This is a genomic window from Lysinibacillus piscis (assembly GCF_026012395.1).
GTDB classification, from domain to species: domain Bacteria; phylum Bacillota; class Bacilli; order Bacillales_A; family Planococcaceae; genus Lysinibacillus; species Lysinibacillus piscis.
The window spans coordinates 456,897-476,829 of sequence record NZ_BRZA01000002.1 but is presented as its reverse complement, the minus strand read 5'-3'; the positions used below and the strand labels follow the sequence as shown (position 1 = coordinate 476,829).

The 19,933-nt window shown below is 38.9% G+C and carries 23 protein-coding genes; 2 read left to right on the top strand and 21 right to left on the bottom strand.

Going from position 1 to position 19,933, the window contains the following annotated elements:
- Nucleotides 1-14: 14 nt before the first annotated feature.
- The 10 genes from OPF91_RS08690 to ccpN form a co-directional block, all read right to left on the bottom strand.
- Nucleotides 15-263 (bottom strand): DUF2164 domain-containing protein, encoded by a 249-nt coding sequence (locus OPF91_RS08690; RefSeq protein ID WP_264988354.1) that lies wholly within the window; start codon nt 261-263, stop codon nt 15-17.
- Between the two features lie 15 nt (nt 264-278).
- Nucleotides 279-494 (bottom strand): hypothetical protein, encoded by a 216-nt coding sequence (locus tag OPF91_RS08685; protein WP_264988353.1) that lies wholly within the window; start codon nt 492-494, stop codon nt 279-281.
- A 14-nt stretch (nt 495-508) separates the two neighbouring features.
- On the bottom strand, nt 509-1,630 hold the full coding sequence (locus tag OPF91_RS08680; protein WP_264988352.1) for a Nif3-like dinuclear metal center hexameric protein: 1,122 nt from the start codon (nt 1,628-1,630) through the stop codon (nt 509-511).
- Between the two features lies 1 nt (nt 1,631).
- Nucleotides 1,632-2,324 (bottom strand): tRNA (adenine(22)-N(1))-methyltransferase, encoded by a 693-nt coding sequence (locus OPF91_RS08675; RefSeq protein WP_264988351.1) that lies wholly within the window; start codon nt 2,322-2,324, stop codon nt 1,632-1,634.
- A 247-nt stretch (nt 2,325-2,571) separates the two neighbouring features.
- Entirely contained in the window at nt 2,572-2,919 is a 348-nt protein-coding gene (locus OPF91_RS08670) for a c-type cytochrome (protein ID WP_264988350.1), read from the bottom strand.
- A 186-nt stretch (nt 2,920-3,105) separates the two neighbouring features.
- Entirely contained in the window at nt 3,106-3,675 is a 570-nt protein-coding gene (locus tag OPF91_RS08665) for a hypothetical protein (protein WP_264988349.1), read from the bottom strand.
- 175 nt (nt 3,676-3,850) lie between these two features.
- Nucleotides 3,851-4,978, bottom strand: a complete 1,128-nt coding sequence (gene rpoD, locus OPF91_RS08660; protein ID WP_264988348.1) for an RNA polymerase sigma factor RpoD — start codon at nt 4,976-4,978, stop codon at nt 3,851-3,853.
- Between the two features lie 32 nt (nt 4,979-5,010).
- Nucleotides 5,011-6,843 (bottom strand): DNA primase, encoded by a 1,833-nt coding sequence (dnaG, locus tag OPF91_RS08655; RefSeq protein WP_264988347.1) that lies wholly within the window; start codon nt 6,841-6,843, stop codon nt 5,011-5,013.
- 196 nt (nt 6,844-7,039) lie between these two features.
- On the bottom strand, nt 7,040-7,852 hold the full coding sequence (locus OPF91_RS08650; RefSeq protein ID WP_264988346.1) for a pyruvate, water dikinase regulatory protein: 813 nt from the start codon (nt 7,850-7,852) through the stop codon (nt 7,040-7,042).
- Between the two features lie 14 nt (nt 7,853-7,866).
- Nucleotides 7,867-8,502, bottom strand: a complete 636-nt coding sequence (gene ccpN, locus OPF91_RS08645; RefSeq protein ID WP_264988345.1) for a transcriptional regulator CcpN — start codon at nt 8,500-8,502, stop codon at nt 7,867-7,869.
- Between the two features lie 373 nt (nt 8,503-8,875).
- On the opposite strand from ccpN, the gene OPF91_RS08640 reads away from it, so the two are divergent.
- Together OPF91_RS08640 and OPF91_RS08635 are read left to right on the top strand one after the other, a co-directional pair.
- Nucleotides 8,876-10,261 carry a glycine--tRNA ligase gene (locus OPF91_RS08640; protein ID WP_264988344.1) on the top strand — a complete coding sequence of 462 codons (1,386 nt, stop codon included), beginning with the start codon at nt 8,876-8,878 and terminating at the stop codon, nt 10,259-10,261.
- 20 nt (nt 10,262-10,281) lie between these two features.
- Nucleotides 10,282-10,488, top strand: a complete 207-nt coding sequence (locus OPF91_RS08635; protein ID WP_264988343.1) for a chorismate mutase — start codon at nt 10,282-10,284, stop codon at nt 10,486-10,488.
- 219 nt (nt 10,489-10,707) lie between these two features.
- On the opposite strand, the gene recO is transcribed toward OPF91_RS08635, so the two are convergent.
- The 11 genes from recO to floA all read right to left on the bottom strand — a co-directional run bounded on the left by recO (nt 10,708) and on the right by floA (nt 19,922).
- Nucleotides 10,708-11,478 (bottom strand): DNA repair protein RecO, encoded by a 771-nt coding sequence (recO, locus tag OPF91_RS08630; protein WP_264988342.1) that lies wholly within the window; start codon nt 11,476-11,478, stop codon nt 10,708-10,710.
- Nucleotides 11,479-11,543: 65 nt separating this feature from the next.
- Nucleotides 11,544-12,461 (bottom strand): GTPase Era, encoded by a 918-nt coding sequence (gene era / locus OPF91_RS08625; RefSeq protein WP_264988341.1) that lies wholly within the window; start codon nt 12,459-12,461, stop codon nt 11,544-11,546.
- A complete protein-coding gene (locus tag OPF91_RS08620) occupies nt 12,448-12,864 on the bottom strand; it encodes a cytidine deaminase (protein ID WP_264988340.1) in 417 nt (138 codons plus the stop codon). The genes era and OPF91_RS08620 overlap by 14 nt, the downstream gene beginning before the upstream one ends.
- A gap of 135 nt (nt 12,865-12,999) precedes the next feature.
- Nucleotides 13,000-13,350: a diacylglycerol kinase family protein gene (locus OPF91_RS08615; RefSeq protein WP_264988339.1), complete on the bottom strand. Its 351-nt coding sequence runs from the start codon at nt 13,348-13,350 to the stop codon at nt 13,000-13,002.
- Complete coding sequence (ybeY, locus tag OPF91_RS08610; protein ID WP_264988338.1) at nt 13,351-13,821, bottom strand: rRNA maturation RNase YbeY; 471 nt, start codon at nt 13,819-13,821, stop codon at nt 13,351-13,353.
- A 10-nt stretch (nt 13,822-13,831) separates the two neighbouring features.
- Complete coding sequence (locus OPF91_RS08605) at nt 13,832-15,952, bottom strand: HD family phosphohydrolase (RefSeq protein WP_264988337.1); 2,121 nt, start codon at nt 15,950-15,952, stop codon at nt 13,832-13,834.
- Nucleotides 15,953-16,124: 172 nt separating this feature from the next.
- Nucleotides 16,125-17,081: a PhoH family protein gene (locus tag OPF91_RS08600; protein ID WP_264988336.1), complete on the bottom strand. Its 957-nt coding sequence runs from the start codon at nt 17,079-17,081 to the stop codon at nt 16,125-16,127.
- Nucleotides 17,082-17,083: 2 nt separating this feature from the next.
- On the bottom strand, nt 17,084-18,196 hold the full coding sequence (locus OPF91_RS08595) for a sporulation protein YqfD (RefSeq protein ID WP_264988335.1): 1,113 nt from the start codon (nt 18,194-18,196) through the stop codon (nt 17,084-17,086).
- Nucleotides 18,186-18,440, bottom strand: coding sequence for a hypothetical protein (locus tag OPF91_RS08590; RefSeq protein ID WP_264988334.1), 255 nt, complete (start codon nt 18,438-18,440; stop codon nt 18,186-18,188). Before OPF91_RS08590 ends, OPF91_RS08595 begins: the two co-directional genes overlap by 11 nt.
- 55 nt (nt 18,441-18,495) lie before the next feature.
- The gene (locus OPF91_RS08585) at nt 18,496-18,894 is read right to left on the bottom strand and encodes a YqfB family membrane protein (RefSeq protein WP_264988333.1); all 399 of its coding nucleotides are present in this window, start codon (nt 18,892-18,894) and stop codon (nt 18,496-18,498) included.
- Between the two features lie 26 nt (nt 18,895-18,920).
- A complete protein-coding gene (gene floA, locus OPF91_RS08580) occupies nt 18,921-19,922 on the bottom strand; it encodes a flotillin-like protein FloA (RefSeq protein ID WP_264988332.1) in 1,002 nt (333 codons plus the stop codon).
- Nucleotides 19,923-19,933: the final 11 nt, after the last annotated feature.

Genomic DNA, 19,933 nt, shown 5'->3' with positions numbered 1-19,933 from the left:
CTCTCACGCATTTTTTATTTACGCACAATCGGTCTTTCGAGTGCCTCTAGCTCCTCTTCAATCGTCGCATATTGTCGGTCTACTGCATATTTAGCATCTGCAATAGCTACATTATAAATATAAGGTGCGATGGATTCCTTCACAAAATCAAACACTCGCTCTGCCTCAAATTCACTAATATCTTCATCACGTTGATTGTAGAAAAACCGTTGAATATCCTCAATAATCCGTTGTTGCTGCTCCTGTGTAAAACGAAGAAACATGGTTATCCTCCTCTACTATTTCTTACATTCAAAAGCATATTTTGTTGATAGCAGACTTTTTTCCTTGGAAACCTGTGCAATGCCGCCCTCTTCCTCACATTGCGCTGTCATGGCATCTATTTTTCGGTCATTCACAATATTCGTTGTAATCGTCATACCTATACCAAAAATAGCAATGAATAAGCCGATTAACAACCACAGTTTACCACCAGCAGATCTATTATTCGTCACGTGTTCTCCCTCACTTACACAAATATAAATGGCTCTGTATGAATAGCCGATTGAATGAATGTTACAGCAAATTTTTGTTGCTCACATAAATTTGCCATTTTGTTTGCTACGCCCGCTATCATTACCTTCTCAACATGATGACCAGGATCAATGATTTGCAAACCAATTGCTTGTGCATCCTGTGCCGTATGGAAATACATATCGCCTGTTAAAAACACATCTGCTCCCGCACGTTTAGCGGCATAAATATATTTATTGCCATCCCCACCGACGAGCGCTACTTTTTTAATTTTCGACTGTAAATCCCCTACGACTCTCACGGCAGGTACATCTAGTTGCTGTTTGACGAAGTTTGCAAAATTTTGCAAAGTCATTTCTTGTGGTAAATAGCCTACTCGTCCAAGCCCCATCACATTTGTTTGTTGTTCTAAGCAAATGATGTCATAGGCAGGCTCTTCGTACGGATGCGCATTAAGCATGGCTTTCAATACACGGTTTTTACTGGATTCAGGCAAAACAACCTCTATTTTGACTTCTTCCTCTATATGCAATGTCCCAATTTGCCCTACATAAGGTGTCGCTCCTTCTAAAGCACGGAAGCGACCCTCACCCATTGTTGTATAACTACATGCTTCATAAGCACCAATACGTCCTGCACCAGCCTTCGCCAATGCCTCACGCACTGTATCAGCGTGTACAGTTGGTACAAATACGACAAGTTTGAGTAACTTTTCTGCATATGTTTCCTCTAGAATGGTGCGTTTTTCAAGCTGCAGTGCATCTGCTAACAAATCATTCACGCCACCCTCTGCCACATCTAAATTCGTATGTGCGGCATAAACCGCAATATCATTTTTCAAAAGCTTTTCATACAAGCGACCAGCAGGTTGATCCGTACGAATATGAGCCAATCGTCTAAAAATCGGTGGATGATGTGCAATAATAAGCTCGCAGCCCTGTGCAATCGCCTCGTCTACCACTGCTTCATTGACATCCAATGTCACTAATACCTTGCTCACTGACTTATTTAATGACCCAATTGCTAAACCAATGGGATCATTGTCCATACAAGCTAGTTTTTTCGGAGACCATGCTTCAAATAATTGAATAATCTCTTGCCCATTGACGGCTTTCATACTATAAAACCCCTTCCACTAAATGTAGCTGCCTGGCTAATTCTTGACGCTTTGTCTCAATATCAGTCGTTTGCTCTGCTCCTTCAATTGATTGTAAAATGCGCTGCCAATTTTCCTGTTCACGCTGCCATTTCTTCACAAATGCAGGCGCTTTTCTTTGTATTAATTTAGGTCCACATAATAGCTCTATCTCATCAAGTTGCATAGTACCTTTTTGTAAGACAAGAATTTCATAAATTTTATCGTCTTCTTCGATAATTTCTTCGTCAAGTATTGCCCATTGATGACTCAATGCCCATTCACGAATAGCCTTTGCATGAATATTTGGCTGTAAAATAAGGCGTGTCACCGTTTGCAGTTTCTCTGGATGCTTTTCTAGAATAGACGCAATTAACGGTCCTCCCATGCCAGCAATCGTGATTGTGTCAACATGGTCCTCCAATTTGATAGCAGCTAAACCATCCGCTAAACGAACCGTAATTTTTTCGCTCAAGCCTTCCTTTTGTACCTGTCTCACTGCTGATTCAAATGGCCCTTTCACCACTTCCCCTGCAATCGCAGCAGTCGCAATATCTGCTTGTACTAAATAACATGGTAAATAGGCATGGTCACTGCCAATATCCGCTACGATGGCCCCCGTTGGTACAAAAGTTGCTACAGTTTGCAAACGTTGTGATAATTTTTGTGCGTTCATGTTTTTCGCTCACTTTCCATATAGTCCATTATTAGTATGTATGATAATACTGAAAAATACAAATGGCGTTATCTTATGTAATTAATTCAGCCTAGATGCAATAATTAATCCCTATATTTTAACTATTACGCTTAGAAAAGTTCCTCTTTAAAATCTATGACACCCACTGAATCAAGTTAAACAACCTCATAAAAAAAGGTAGCTGTACAAATCGCACGTAATGGCTTTTCATACAGCTACTGTCATACTATTTTTCTAAAGTGGAAATATACTCAGCAATTGCTTTTGCTTCCGCTTCATTTTTCATGTTTGGTTGCATTGGTGTGCCTTCAATACCATTTTTTAATACATCTTGGATATGTGCAGCATCTAAACCACGTAGGTCTGGACCAACAGCACCAGATAAATCACCACCGTGACAGCCAATACACGCTTGTACTAATGCAGATTTATCATCTACTTCTGTTGTTTCGCCACCCTCATGCTCAGCAGCAATTTCTTTTTTGTTGTCCGCGCCTTGTACAGACATGAAGAAAATAAGACCAATACCGAATGCCAGAATTAAGATGTAAGGAACGACTGGATTGTTTTTCATAAGTTTCCCCTCCTCATTTTCAGTCTACTTTTATCTATATAATATAGAATCAGTCAACACTTAATATTGTACTGCATTACCTAAAAAACGAAAAGCCCTATTCGTGAAGTTTTCCTTTGTTTGTAACAAATTCGACATTTCCCTCAGCCGAAAGACAAATATCTATTGCTAATAGAAAAAACAGTATTATGTTAATCGAAAAATATAGTATCCAATTAATGCAAGTAGGCCGAGAATACCTGAAACGGTAAAATAAAGTAGCTTCATTTTGATACCTGACCATAGCCAAATGAGACAATTGGCTGCTACTAAGCAAAATAGTGCCAAATTATTGCCATCAAAATAAGCTGAATACATTTGAATCGACATACTAAACAATAAAATAGCTGCCAATAAATGCAAGATAGGTACAACGATTTCACGATGCTTCTGTACTGTTCGGAAAGCCACTATAAATAATGTAACAGCTAGTCCTCCTATTACAATCGTTAATAGTAGCATCAAAGCAGGTATTGTAAAATAGAGTACCAATAATGCCATGACACCTATACATAGCCCTAACATGAGTAAACGAATTTTCCTTTTCTCTGATGGTAGGACAGCTTGTTTATGATGCAAGATAGGCTCCATTTCTTCAATCGCTTCTCCCTCTGCGTAGAGAGCCGCTAGAAAATCACAATAATGTTCTGGCAATAGCTTATTTTGCTTCCAAAAAAGAATTTCATTTAAAATAATTTTTTTTCGTTGATTTGTCATAATGTTTACCCCAAACATTGCTTGATAATGGTTGTTATTACAATTTTATATGACATTTTTATAAAAGACATCTGTATAAAGTCGCAAAAATAAAGATTATCCTTATTTGATACGAATAAAAGGGCTACCGAATAGACATTGTCCTCCATCATTCGGTAGCCCTCATTTAAGTTGTTTATTCCAAGAAATCCTTTAATCGCTTACTACGAGAAGGATGACGTAATTTACGAAGTGCTTTGGCCTCAATTTGGCGAATTCGTTCACGCGTTACACCAAATACTTTACCAACTTCCTCTAATGTACGTGTACGTCCGTCATCTAAGCCGAAACGTAAACGTAGCACATTTTCTTCACGATCTGTTAATGTATCTAAAACATCTTCTAATTGTTCTTTTAATAGCTCATATGCTGCATGGTCTGACGGTGATTGTGCCTCAGAGTCTTCAATGAAATCCCCTAAATGCGAATCATCCTCTTCTCCAATAGGTGTTTCAAGCGATACTGGCTCTTGTGCAATTTTTAAAATTTCACGTACTTTTTCAGGTGTTAAATCCATTTCCTCACCAATTTCCTCTGGTGATGGTTCACGACCTAAATCTTGTAATAGCTGACGTTGTACACGAATCAATTTATTAATGGTTTCCACCATATGCACAGGAATACGAATCGTACGTGCTTGGTCTGCAATGGCACGTGTAATCGCTTGTCGAATCCACCACGTAGCATATGTCGAGAATTTAAAGCCTTTACGGTAGTCAAATTTCTCTACTGCTTTAATTAGCCCCATATTTCCCTCTTGAATTAAATCAAGGAATAACATCCCACGTCCTACATAGCGTTTCGCAATGGATACTACAAGACGTAAATTCGCTTCCGCTAAACGTTTTCGTGCCTCTTCATCACCTTGTTCAATACGTTCTGCTAAGGCAATTTCTTGTTCAGCTGATAATAAATCTACTCGTCCAATTTCTTTCAAATACATGCGAACAGGATCATTTATTTTAACACCTGGTGGCACACTTAAATCATTCAAGTCAAAAGTTTCTTCATTTGCCTCTTCTTTCATAAGGCTTTCTTCTTCAAATTCTTCTTTTCCAATAATTTGAATATCTTTGTTTTTTTCAAGGTCTTCAGCGAAATGGAAAATTTCATCTGTTTCTAGTTCAAAAGGCGCTAATTTTTCTGAAATTTCCTTCATCGAAATTTCACCTTCTGTTTTTGCTTTTTCTTGTAGTACTTTTTTCGCCTCGTCTAATGTCATTTCTACCTCTACCTCTTTTGAACGTTCTGACTTGTCTGCCATAAACCTTCCTCCTTCTAAACAACCGAATCAGGTCAAATCGCTGATAACGATTTTCTTAAATGAATAATCTGTTGAGCGATTTCAAGTGCACGTGCGTATTCATGCATCTTTTCTGCTTCCTTCGACTCATGCATTTTTTGCTGAATTTCCTGTTCAATTCTATATTTTTGAAGCTGACGCATGGAATCTGCTATTTCGGCCTCTGCTTGATCGGGATCTCGCTCCGCTAAAGCCGCTTCCATTACGATTTTACGCAATTCTGCATCATCCAATATTTCCACAAAGCGCTGGTAATCTGGATGACCATATTCCTCATAAAAACCGATTAATCGAACAAATACAGCCATATAAGCATCTCTAACAAATGGCTCTTTTTGCTCACTGCGTAGTACTTTATCTACTATATCTATATTATGAAGCATATGTGCTAGCAATAAACGTTCTGCTCGTTCTGCTGCATCCATAGGCCTATGTTGCTGCACAATGGGCATCGTAGATATTTGTGTTGGCATGGCCACCTTAGTAGAACGTACTTGTTCTGCCTCTAACTTACGAAATTGTGCATAGATTGCTTCTTCTGAAATATTCGTTTCATTCGATAGCTGCCGTATATATAAGTCTCGTTCCACAGGTGAAGATCTACCTGCCAACTGCTCTAGCACCTCTTGAATATATTGAAGCGTATCATTTTCAAATTGAAAGTTTTTATTCCGTCTAGCATGCATCATCATAAAAGCAATGTAAGTATGCGGATTCTCCAATACCTGCTCTTGAAAAGCTTGTCCACCAAATGTACGAATATACTCATCAGGATCAAGCCTATCTGGTAAAACAGCAATATCCACTTTCATACGCTCTGTCTGTAATAGTAACGCTGCACGTTTGGCCGCATCAAAACCAGCATTATCACCGTCATAACAAATTGTAATTTGCTCTACTAGGCGTTTTAGCTTTGTGATATGCTGATTGGTAAGTGCCGTTCCCATCGTAGCCACCGTATTTGTAATACCCACAGAGTTAGCTGCTAAAACATCCATAAATCCTTCCATCAAAATGACATGACGATTTTTTCTAATAGAAGTTCGTGCTTTATCTAGGTTATATAGCACTTCGCTTTTTTGAAAAATCGGGGATTCTGGACTATTCAAATATTTCGCTTCTTCTCCTGTAGAAGACAAGATTCTCCCTGAAAAGGCAATAATTTTGCCATTTTCATCTCGAATAGGAAACATAATGCGTCCTCTAAAGCGGTCAAAATAACGTTCTTCACCATCACGCTTGATGATTAAGCCGCTGTCAGCCATCTCCTGCAAATGATAGCCTTTTCTTTCAAGTAAAATTGTCAGCGCATCAAAACTTGGAAGAGACCAGCCAATAGTATTAGATTCGATAAGTTCTCTTGTAAATCCTCTTTCTAGCAAATATTTTAAAGGTTCTTCACCATCTTCTGTATTCAACAATAAATGGTGGAAAAAATCTGCGGCAAATGTATGCGCCTCTTTCATTCGCTCTTCTGCTTTAGAAATCTTTCTTTCTGTTTGCGGAAGAGTAGGCCCCATATCAATTGCCATGCCAAGTCGTTCAGCCAACTTGATGACTGCATCAGGAAATGCAATTCCTTCGATGTCCATCACAAATGTAATGGCATTGCCACCCGCACCACAGCCAAAACAATGGAAAATTTGCTTGTCTGTTGAAACTGAAAAAGATGGCGTTTGTTCTCCGTGGAAAGGGCACAGACCAAACCAATTGCGTCCACGCTTTGTTAGCTGCATGTACTCACTGATGACATCCACAATATCTGATTGTGTACGAATTTGTTCAATCAATTCTTCGGGAATTTTCCCTGTCAATTGTATCACCATCTTTAAATTACGTTCTAGAACACATGTATTCGCCGTACATTTTAAAAATCCTTCATATTTCGACAAAAAGTACGATTTTTCGCATTTAAAATATTTTTACCACAATTTTATTATTATAAAACAAAATATTTTTTTTATCTACATTATTATCTCAAAACGAGCTCAAAAAAACCGCCTCTTTATAAAACGAGGTGGTTTATCGATCATTCAACATATAGCCAATAATCACATTCGCTGTTTCTTCTACAGCTTTATTTGTCACATCAATGACCTGACAGCCAATTTTTTCTGCAATTTTGTTAAAATGTTGAATCTCCTGTGATATTCGATGATACTGTGCATAAATAGCATTGTCACTCAAACCTAATGCCTTTAAACGCTCTTTTCGAATCGAATTCAATTGGTCTGGTGAAATCACCAAGCCAAAGCATTTACTCGCATCAATTTGAAATAACTCTTCAGGTGGCTCTACTTCTGGCACTAAAGGAACATTGGCCACTTTATAGCTTTTATGAGCCAAATATTGGGAAAGTGGTGTTTTCGATGTACGTGACACGCCAATAATCACAATATCTGCCTGTAATAATCCTCTTGGATCTTTGCCATCATCATATTTAACAGCAAATTCAATGGCTTCAATTTTTTTAAAATAATCATCATCCAGCTGATGGACAATTCCTGGTGTCTCCGTTGGCGTTTCTTCGATAAAAGTAGCCATTGTTTTTAATATCGGTCCTAAAATATCCACTGCATGAATTTGTTGCTCTTTACACAATGCCTGTAAAAAAGAACGCATTTCCGCTTGTACCAATGTATACAAAATCAATGCTTGTTGTTTGACAGCTAAGGATACAATTTTTCGAATAAGATCCTCTGATTGGATATGTGGAAATCGGCGAATCACTGTATACTCATATCCTGGTCGAAACTGTCTAATAACAGCTCTTGCTACTTGCTCGCCTGTTTCACCAACTGCATCTGACACGACAAATACATGTAATCGTTTCATGGATAATCCTTTCCTTATTCATCATGCTGTGTGAGGAATAAAAATGCTCGTGTAATTGTTGTTTTTGTTAAACGACCAACAATTTTTAATCCACCTTCTTGTAATTCTACAACTGGTAATGAATCCACTTCTCGTTCGATTAATTTATTGGCTGCTTCTACTAAAGAATCCGATTTCTCACAATATGAAATATTCGGCATCCTCGTCATAATAATATGTACAGGAATTTTATTTAGATCTTGTGTGCCAATACTTGTGCGCAGTAAATCTTTACGAGAAAGTACGCCTGTTAACAATTCATTTTTATCCACAACAAAAAGTGTACCAACATCTTCTGCAAACATAAAACAAATGGCATCATAGACCGTCATTGTTTCAGGTACAACGACTGGACCTGAATGAAAATCCTTCACTTTTAAATCATGAATATTATCAATCAATGTGACCGATGTTTTTTTACCAACATAAAAATAGCCTACTCTTGGCCTCGCATCTAAAAAGCCAGCCATCGTCAGTATAGCTAAATCAGGTCTCAATGTTGCTCTTGTTAGACTAAGGCGCTCTGCAATATGCTCGCCTGTAATGGGGCCATTTTCTTTTACAATTTGTAAAATGTCTTCTTGACGCTTGTTGAGTTCGATTGGGTTCACCGCCTCAAAATCTAATAGTGTTATACTTATAGTAAATATTATATACTATTTTAATCAATATTGCGAAGAAAAGAATGACATGCTACAATATTGTCATATACGCTTGCTCTTGTTGTATTTTCGAGCAATATAGCGTTATACAGGCGATGATAGGAAAAAAGTATCTGTACAACAAATAAGCGAGTAGAGCATGGTGAAAGTCTACACTGTAACAGAGAAAGGCACTCCTTGAGCCAACATTTTACAAAAGAGGTTTTAAACGATATGTTTAAAACAATCAGGGTGGAACCGCGGGTATTAGCACTCGTCCCTGGGCATTCATTGTGCCCGGAGACGGGTGCTATTTTCATATATATTACAGGAGGAGATTTGAATGACAAACAAATCAATGGAAACAATTGTAGCACTAGCGAAGCACCGAGGCTTTGTCTTCCCAGGCTCTGAAATTTATGGTGGCTTAGCAAACACATGGGATTATGGTCCACTTGGTGTAGAACTGAAAAACAATGTTAAAAAAGCATGGTGGCAAAAATTTGTTCAAGAATCAGAACACAATGTAGGCTTAGATGCAGCGATTTTAATGAACCCAAAAGCATGGGTTGCTTCTGGACATGTTGGTAACTTCAACGACCCAATGATTGACTGTAAAGCATGTAAAGCACGTCATCGAGCAGATAAAATTATCGAGGATGCAGCATTAGCAAAAGGCGATGAAATTATCGTAGACGGTATGACATTTGACCAAATGAAAGAAACAATGGTGAAATATGATGTCGTTTGCCCAGATTGCGGGAAAAATGATTTTACAGATATTCGTCAATTCAATTTAATGTTCAAAACATTCCAAGGAGTCACAGAATCTTCAACCAACGAAATTTATTTACGCCCTGAAACAGCACAAGGGATTTTTGTTAACTTTAAAAATGTACAACGCTCTATGCGTAAACGCACACCATTTGGTATTGCCCAAATCGGGAAATCATTCCGTAACGAAATCACACCAGGTAACTTCACATTCCGTACACGTGAATTTGAACAAATGGAGTTAGAATTCTTCTGCAAACCTGGCGATGACCTTGAATGGCATGCTTACTGGCGTGAATTTTGTAAAAACTGGTTATTAAACTTAGGGATGCATGAAGATTCTATGCGTCTACGTGACCATGACGAAGATGAGCTATCACACTATTCCAATGCAACAACAGATATCGAGTTCAAATTCCCATTCGGCTGGGGCGAGCTATGGGGTATCGCTGACCGTACTGACTATGATTTAAAACAGCATATGGAACATTCAGGCGAAGATTTCACGTATATCGATACAATTACAAATGAGCGCTACGTACCATACTGTATCGAACCATCTTTAGGCGCTGACCGTGTGACATTAGCGTTCCTATGTGATGCTTATGATGAGGAAGAGTTAGAGGGCGATGATAAACGTACTGTGCTACGCTTCCACCCTGCACTTGCACCATTTAAAGCAGCTGTTCTACCACTTTCTAAAAAGCTATCGGATGAAGCGAGCGATGTATGGGCAGAGCTACGTAAAGCCTTCCCAGTCGATTTTGATGAATCACAATCAATCGGGAAACGCTACCGTCGTCAAGATGAAATCGGTACACCATTCTGTATCACATATGACTTCGACTCTAAAGAAGATGGTCAAGTGACTGTACGTCACCGCGACTCAATGGAACAAGTGCGTATGCCAATTACAGATGTGAAAGCGTACATCGAGAAACATTTACAATTTTAAAAAGAGCGAAGCACTGTCATATGGGGTGTCACAGTTTAGAGGAAGTACGAGAACATATCAACCGAATTGACCAAGAAATCATTCAGCTTATCGCACAACGTGGTACTTATGTTGTGCAGGCCTCTACTTTTAAAAAAAGTGAAGACGCTGTACAGGCTCCCAAGCGTGTTAAAGCTGTTATTACAAAAGTACGTACAACAAGCAAAAGCTTATGGAGCAAACCCTGATATGGTTGAAGCATTATATCGGGAAATGATTCGCTATTTTATTAATATAGAGATGCAAGCATTTCAGCAAACGAATAAATAAAACTGAAAAAAGACCAATTCACCCTAAACTTAGGTATAATTGGTCTTTTTCGGTTCTAGCGAAGAAAAATCTTGTTATACATGACGTAAAAAACAACTCTATTCATTTAGCACTTATTCTTCTGTCATGCAGTTATCTCACTCTGTATCCTCTTTCGGTTGCAATGCAGGCGTCCGCTCTAGCTGCTCAATAAATTTCTTCGTCTTAAAACGAATACCCGTCTGCTCCTCATAAATGGTCGTAATAATTTTTTTAATAAAATACTTCGTTTCCTTTTTCAGCTCTAGTTTGCCAATTTGGTCAATTGGCACTGTGTAAAACATCCGAATAAGCTTTAATTGCGTTGGTGTTAAACGAATAATATATGGATCATGCTGATAACAACGATGACATAAAAAACCACCCTGTGCAAAAGAAAAAGCAAATTCTCCCTCCACAGCACCACATACTGCACAAGCATGTAAAATAGGCTGTACACCCGTGTAAGGGAGCATCTTCCATTCTACAAACAATGCAATTGCCTCAGGATCATAGCCTTCCTCTAGTGCCTGCAATGCTTGTAATAATACATCAAAGGCAAAAGGCTCTGCTTTCCCTTCTTCCACGACACGTTCCACAAGCTCCATCACATAGCTTGCATATGCAGTTACAATAATATCCTCTCGAATATGGCGCATCGCATTCAAATATTCACCTTGCTGTAGTGTGCCCATACCTGTATGATGCTGTACGACAAATACACCGTGTGTAAATGGTTGTGTCACAGATGCCAAGCGACTTGTTGGCTTCTTCGCCCCACGTGCCATCGTTGCCACCTTGCCCGCTTCTCGTGTCAGCAATGTCACAATTTTATTTGTTTCACCATAGGCACGAGCTTTTAATACAATGCCTTCCCATTTGTGCAGCATATGTATCCCCCTTTCTATTGATAAAAATGGAGCTACCCAATGATTATTGGGCAGCTCCACTCCTCTTAATATTCATCGTCACGGAAACCGAAGTCACGTAAATGGGTTGCTTTATTGCGCCAATCTTTTTGCACCTTCACCCATAGCTCTAAATAAACTTTTGAGCCAAGCAACATTTCAATATCTTTACGTGCACGTATTCCTACCTCTTTTAGCAAGGCTCCACGCTTTCCAATAACAATCCCTTTTTGAGAATCCCGCTCGACAATAATTGTTGCCGCCACATGGATTTTATCTTCATTTTCCTCATCACGGCGAATTTTATCAATCACCACCGCAATGGAATGTGGAATTTCTTCACGTGTTAAGTGCAGCACTTTTTCACGAATTAATTCAGAAATAATGAAGCGCTCTGGATGGTCTGTTACTTGGTCTGCTGGGTAGTATTGTGGACCTTCTGGCAAATAGTTCGACAATGTTGCTAATAAATTTTCTACATTATTGCCTTGTAATGCCGAAATAGGCACAATTTCTGCAAAAGGATAACGCTCTTTATAGCTATCAATAATGCCTATTAGCTCATCTGGATGGATTTGGTCGATTTTATTGATAACGAGAAATACAGGTGTGGAATTGCCTGCTAACATCTCTAAAATAAATTCGTCGCCCTTCCCTAACTTTTGCTCTGCATTGACCATAAACATAATGACATCTACTTCACGCAATGTATTTTTAGCCACTTTCAACATAAAATCGCCTAATTTATGCTTTGGTTTATGAATACCTGGCGTATCAATAAAAATCATTTGACTCGCATCGGTTGTTAATACACCTTGTACTTTATTTCTTGTCGTTTGTGGCTTATCGCTCATAATAGCAATTTTTTGACCAATGACACGATTTAAAAATGTTGATTTCCCTACATTAGGTCTACCAATAATCGAGATAAAGCCCGATTTAAAACCATTTTTATTGTCCAGCATTTTCTAAATCCTCCGTTGTAAATGCAAACGGCAACAATTCTCCAACAGATGTTACAGTTACATCGCCTTTTAAATTGGTTAAATAGACAGGCATAGATGGTGCGCAAAACTCCATCATCACTTGGCGACAAGCCCCACATGGTGCACAAGGTCCTTCTGTATCTGCAACGATGGCAATCGCCGCAAAATCATAAATACCTTCTGATACCGCTTTAAAAAATGCTGTACGCTCTGCACAGTTTGTCATGCTATAGCCTGCATTTTCAATATTACAGCCGTGAATGACTTCTCCCTCTTTTGTTAAAAGAGCTGCACCTACTTGAAATTTAGAATATGGTACATACGCTTTTTCACGTGCTTTTTTTGATTCCTCTAGCAATGTATGCATATCAATTGTTGTCATCTTACATTAATTCCCCTTTATCCTGTATTCGTAAGCTGCCGATTCCTTATGTTAAAGTGGGAATCGACAGCCTACAACAACCCGAATGGTGCAACTAACAACCCCTCACAGATTGAAAGTCCACTTTATATCGTGTTATAGCCATTTTGGCAAAAATATGAGTAATCCGATTATAGCACTAAATACGGCAAATACAAGCACCGCCCCTGCTGCTAAATCTTTCGCTTGTTTGGCAAGTGGGTGCTGTGCTGGTGATACTAAATCCACCACGCGTTCAATTGCTGTATTCACCATTTCTAATGCAAACATCAAGGCAATTAACAATAGCACAATCAACCATTCCATACGCGATAGCCCTGTCCAATAGCTTGCCACTAATACAATACAAGCACTGAGCAGATGTGATTTGAAGTTTTGCTCCTTACAAGCCGTCACAATCCCTTCAAATGCATAGCCAAAGGAGCGGATATATTTGCGAACATCCATTTAGTCACGTCCTAAGCCAAAAGATTGCAATATCGCATCTTGCTTTCCAAACATGACTTGCTCATCTGCTGGATCCATATGGTCATAGCCTAGTAAATGTAAGAAACCATGAACGGCTAAAAAGCCTAGCTCTCGCTCAAAGGAATGACCATATTCTTCGGCCTGCTCTTGCGCTCGGTCCGTTGAAATAATAATATCGCCTAAAATACGTGGCATACCTTCAAAAACAACTTCCATTTCGCCTTCACCTAATTCCTCTAATGCAAAGGAAATCACATCTGTTGGCTGATCTTTATCACGGTATTCACGATTAATATCTTGAATCGTGTCATTCGTAACAAAGGTAACAGATACCTCTGTTTCTTCTGTAATGCCCTCGCTTGTCGCAGCATGCTGTAATAATTGCTCAACAAGCTCGATGTGCGTAGCCTTGACCTGATTTGTTTCATCTGTAAAATCAATGGTTAACATAGTAATCCCCCTATTTATTGTCCTTTGGGTATTCAATACGTGAATGGAAAATGCCGTTTAATGATTCACATAACACATGCTCTATACATTTTAACTCTTTAATGGATATATCACATTCATCAAATTGATTGTCTTGTACACGATCATCAATAATCGACCGTACAAGTTTTTGAATTTTCTCCGCATTCGGCTCCTTCATCGAACGAACAGCTGCCTCTACACTATCCGCCACACTAATAACAGCGGCTTCCTTTGTTTGAGGCTTCGGACCTGGGTAACGGAATTTCGCTTCATCAATACATTTCCCAGCTTCCTTCGCTTTAAAAACAAAGAATTTCAACAAGCTCGTCCCATGATGCTGCAAGGCAATATCAATAATTTCCTGTGGCATTTTATAGCGCCTTAGCATATCCGCACCATCTGTTGTATGAGCAATAATAATTTCTGCACTCGTCTCTGGCGGTAAGGAATCATGTGGATTAACACCAGATAGCTGATTTTCAATAAAGAAAGTAGGTCGTTTCGTTTTCCCTATATCATGATAATAACAGCCTACACGTGCGAGTAACCCATCTGCACCAATCGCTTCACACGCCGCCTCCGCTAAATTCGCTACCATAATACTATGATGATATGTTCCTGGTGTTTCCACTAATAATTTTTTCAACAGTGGATGATTTGGGTTTGATAGCTCAATTAAACGCAAGGATGATAATAAACCAAAAGCTGATTCAAAAAATGGTAACAGCCCCATCGTTAAAGCCCCTGAAATAAGCGCAGATAATATTGCCGCCACTAAGTAAAACATTAATTCTGGCAAGCCATAAGAAGATTGTGTCATCAATAAATAAAAGGCAATAAATGTGATATTAACAAGTGTAATCACGCTGACAGCTTGTAAAATATGTGACCGTTTTTCTACACTGCGTAAAAAGAATACACTCGCAAAGCCACCAAATATAATATAGAGTGCTACTTCCATTTGCATCACAGATGAATAGCCTTCTTGGAAAATAACACCCGCAGACGTTGCCGTCATCACCGTAATCAATATCGCTGTCCGTTCATCTACTAATAGACGCACAAGCATCGTTGCTAATGCAGTCGGGTATAAAAAGGCAACTGTTACATCAAATTCACTGGACACTAGGCCCATAAATTTCATCAGCACAATAGACAAGCTATAAACGATAATCGTTACTAGCAATGCATTGCGCTTTTTCAATCCATCTGCATCCCATCGCTCAAATAAAATATAAAGAAATACCATTTGTAGCAACGTTAAAATCATCAACCCTGCAATTGGTTTTAGCGAGGCTTTATTGCTTACCATACCTAAAAGTTCTAATTGTCGAAATGCTTCATTGTCAACAATTTGCCCTTCTTGTACAATAATTTGCCCCTGCAAAATCCGAGTAGGTTCTATCGCTTCCTTTGCCTGTGCTTTTCTCTTTTTCGTTTGTTCTTCATCAATGGTTTCATTTTCAATAATGCTTGTACGGCCAATTAAAATCACTGTATTAAAAATTTTATCTGGATAGCCAAGTTGTCCACGTATTTGCGCCTCGATATCATTTTGCGCTAAAAAGACATTTTCACTCCGTATCGGTTGCTGAAGAAAGTCTTCTACTAATGTTGATAATTGTGTACTCGTTCTTGTTAAATCTGCCTTACTTTGCAATAGTAATGCCTCTAATTGTGAGTCTGTAAAAACAATGGGCATTTGTGCTGCATCTGTCGATTTAAATTTTTTGCGAAGCTGTGCTACTTGATTGGCAAGCGGTACAGGCTCATCACTATTTTCGACATCCTGCTTCACTGCTAATACATAATCAAACAAAGTCGTGACAATGGCTGCACGTTGTTTCGCTACCTCTTCAGAAAATTGGTAGACAGGCTGTATCGCATTTGCCGCTTTCTCTTGTTCTTGTTGCGTTTTGACCGTATCTTCAACTGTTTTGGTCGAACGCACGGTCTCTGTAGCAAGCTGCAATGGTTTAAAATCATATGTAATCCCTTTCACATTGCCATACATAAGGAAAAATTGTAATATCCCTGTTATCACCAATACGCCTATTAAAAAATAGCGAAAGTCAATAAGCTCTGTCATTTTCGGAAGTTGTTTCTTCATTTCATACCTCCTCTATCTCTATTCTATCATACCAATTTTCCTTACATTTTTCTCGCAAAATATGTAAAAAGGCAAAAGAGTCTTGGACAAATGTTTTTTGTACTTTTCCGCAAAAAAACGGAGGACGCAGTAACCTACTACTCCATCCTCCGTTTTCTTATATTGTATGCAATTAAAGCTGTTGGTCCTCATACGCCTGAATGATTTTCGCTACTACTGGGTGACGTACGACATCGCCTTGTTCAAGTATTTGGAAATGAATTGGCTTCACATACTTCAATGTACGCTCTGCTACAATCAAACCTGACTCCGTATTTTTTGGTAAGTCAATTTGCGTTTTGTCCCCTGTGATAACCATTTTTGAACCGAAACCTAGTCGTGTTAAAAACATTTTCATTTGCTGATGTGTTGTATTTTGGGCTTCATCTAAAATAACGAATGCATCATCTAATGTACGGCCACGCATATAGGCTAGAGGTGCAATTTCAATTGTTCCTCGTTCAAGTAATCGCTGTGTTTGCTCTGTGCCATAAATGTCATTTAAAGCATCATACAATGGGCGTAAATATGGATCAACCTTTTCCTTTAAATCCCCTGGTAAAAAGCCTAAGGATTCTCCTGCCTCCACAGCTGGTCGTGTTAAAATAATACGTTTAACATGTCCATTTTTTAACGCTTGTGTCGCCATTACTACTGCTAAATACGTTTTTCCCGTACCCGCAGGACCAATGCCAAATACAACATCTTTATGACGAATCGCTTGTATGTACTCTCTTTGGCCAATTGTTTTTGCACGAATCGGTTTACCCTTTGTTGTACGAGCAATTTCTTCCTCATACAGCTCTGCAAAATATTCAATTGTTCCTTTGTGTGTCATTTCAACAGCTGTTGCTACATCACGTTGGTCAATGTTGATTCCTTTACGAATGACTTTTAACAATGCCTGTAAAAGAAGGGTTGTTTGCTGTTTCGCTTCTTCTTCACCTGCAAGCTGAATTTGTTCACCACGTGTAATAATTTGCACACGGAGTGCCTCTTCGATTAACTTCATATTGGCATCGGAAATTCCGAGTAACATTACTGCTTCATTTGGATTGTCTACTTGTAAAACTGTTAACTTTTCCTCCATAATCATCCTCCATGTGAATCGGTTATTGGATTTGCAATATTCTCATTAATTAAATAAAGAATCTTCCCTTCCACTGTACCATTCTCCCACTTCACCTGTAAAAGGTTTTCTTTTTTTATTAATGTTTTCATAGGTAAAGACCGTATTATTTTTTCATGCAGTAAGGGCAGTAGTAATGACTCAATTGTCGATTCGTTTAACTCAAACGTCATCGTTTCTGTGTGTTGTTCCTCCACAATGGATACATACGAATCCAACCAACTTGGTAATTTCTTTTTCTGTATATAATCCACTTGTTCTGGATGTATACCTTTGATGGCTATACGCCACTGCTTTTGCTGCTGTGTGGCCATCGTAATTTTAGTTGGCATTTTAAACGAGCATTCTAACCAATAATCCGCATAAACCTCACCTTTAGCACCTACAAAAATTGTATCCGTTCCACTATCAATCATACCACTTACAAGAACATCTCCTTCATAAGCAGTATCATTCACCGACAACTTCCGCTCTCCATTTTGAATATTAAAATGTGTAATCACACCATTTTTTGTAGCCACTAAATAGCTTGCTACAGCATCCTCTGCCTGCTTGACCTGCTTTGGTGACTCTTGTGGGCGTAAAATTATACGGCCACCACTTTTTTCAATATGCACCCATGCCAATTCTCGATGTGCTTCTAGTAATTTTTGACGAATCAAGGCATCCGATGGTAAATTTCTTTTGAAAAAGGGTGTTTGCACAGGAAAGGTTGTTTGGAATGTATTCATCAGGCGTTGCTCCAGCTCTGGTGACGCTGCCTCAATATCGACACGCCATAAAATTTGTGCACATAAGAGTGGAATAAGTATCATTACCAGTAAGCCGACCAATGTCCAAAATTGTACACGAAAAATGTGTAATTCATCTGTATAATAAACAGCCATTTTCAAACGATAATGTCTACGAGCACGACGAATTTCTGGTAAGTAGTGCATCGTTGTTTCTAGAAGTACTTCTTGCTCACGAAAAACAATATGCTTTAATGGCACATGGCGCGCATGTAGTGTTTGAATAAAAGGATGAACATTTTCATGACGCTTTATACGAATACGAATCGCTCGATTATTCCACATGTTTACTCACATCCGTTGTTTTTTTCATATGAATCTCCTGTAACCCTTCCACCGTAAGATGCAATAATTCTTCCTTTAACGCATGAATGGTGACTGTTTTTCCATGGATGACGATATGGTAATGGGCATAATGAAAAGAGCAAGATGTTCCATCCGCATGTACAAATCGGTATGGACCAATTATTTTTAATGTTTCGTATTGTGATAGCTCCAATAACGGCGTTAATTGAAATAATTTTTTCATCAAAAATGCCCCCCTCTTCGGCAATATATGCGCCGAAAAAGGAGGACATACTTCATTATCTTCTTTTTGCCTTTGGTGGACCTAAAATTTCTGCCATAACGACTGCCTGCATCAATGATTTTTTCGAATTCGGCATGGCAAAAGTAGCTTGATCCTTTGTATTCGTTACTTCAGATTGTTGGATTACTCGCTGACGAGATGGCTTTGGTGCCGTTTCAACAACAGACTGGACGTTCGCAGTCTCTATCGTCCCTTGCGACTTCTCCTGCAAATATGTTTGAGCAAATTCTTTAAAACCTCGCTGGCTGTCTATCTTTTTATCTGTTGTATCTGACACTTCCACTTGCGCATCCATCTTAAAAGGTGGCATTGCTTTTTGTGGTGATTTTTGTTTTACTTTTCCGAAAATAGAGCTAGCTATGGCTATAATGATGAAAATAATGAGTTGTTCCATTTGTCCATGTCGCTCCTTTCCGTTTTTTAAGCATTCGGCTCTGTTGTTTCTGTTTTGTCTACACTCACCTTAGAAATGGAATCACGCATTGCTGTGTCCGCTTGAATATTGCGGTAGTTCATGTAATCCATAATTCCTAAATTACCAGAGCGTAGTGCCTCGGCCATCGCTTGTGGTACTTCTGCTTCGGCTTCCACTACTTTCGCTTTCATTTCCTGTACGCGTGCAATCATCTCTTGTTCATTCGCTACAGCCATTGCACGACGCTCTTCCGCTTTTGCTTGGGCAATGTTTTTATCTGCCTGTGCCTGCTCAATTTGTAATTCTGCACCGATATTTTTACCGATATCAACATCCGCAATATCAATCGATAAGATTTCAAAAGCTGTACCTGAGTCTAGACCTTTTGATAACACTGTTTGTGAAATCATATCTGGATTCTCCAAAACCTCTGTGTGGAAGTTAGCGGAACCAATTGTTGATACAATCCCTTCTCCGACACGTGCGATAACTGTTTCTTCACCAGCACCACCTACTAAACGCTCAATATTCGCACGTACTGTAATTCTTGCCTTCGCCTTTACTTCAATCCCGTTCATCGCCACACCTGCAATAAATGGTGTTTCAATAACTTTTGGATTAACAGACATTTGTACAGCTTCTAATACATCACGTCCAGCTAAATCAATTGCGGCACAACGTTCAAAGGATAATTCAATATTGGCACGATGAGCTGCAATTAACGCATTGACAACACGGTCTACATTACCACCTGCTAAATAATGACTCTCTAACTGATTAATCGTCACAGGTAAGCCTGCTTTATGTGCTTTAATCAATGGATTGACGATACGTGATGGAATTACTCGACGCAAACGCATCCCGATTAATGTGAAAATACTTACACGAACACCTGCCGCTAATGCTGAAATCCATAGTGCTACAGGGACAAATGTAAAGAATACTGCTACTACGATAAATAAGAGAACTAATCCTAAAATCGGTCCTATTAAAGCTAATTCAAACATAGATAATTCCT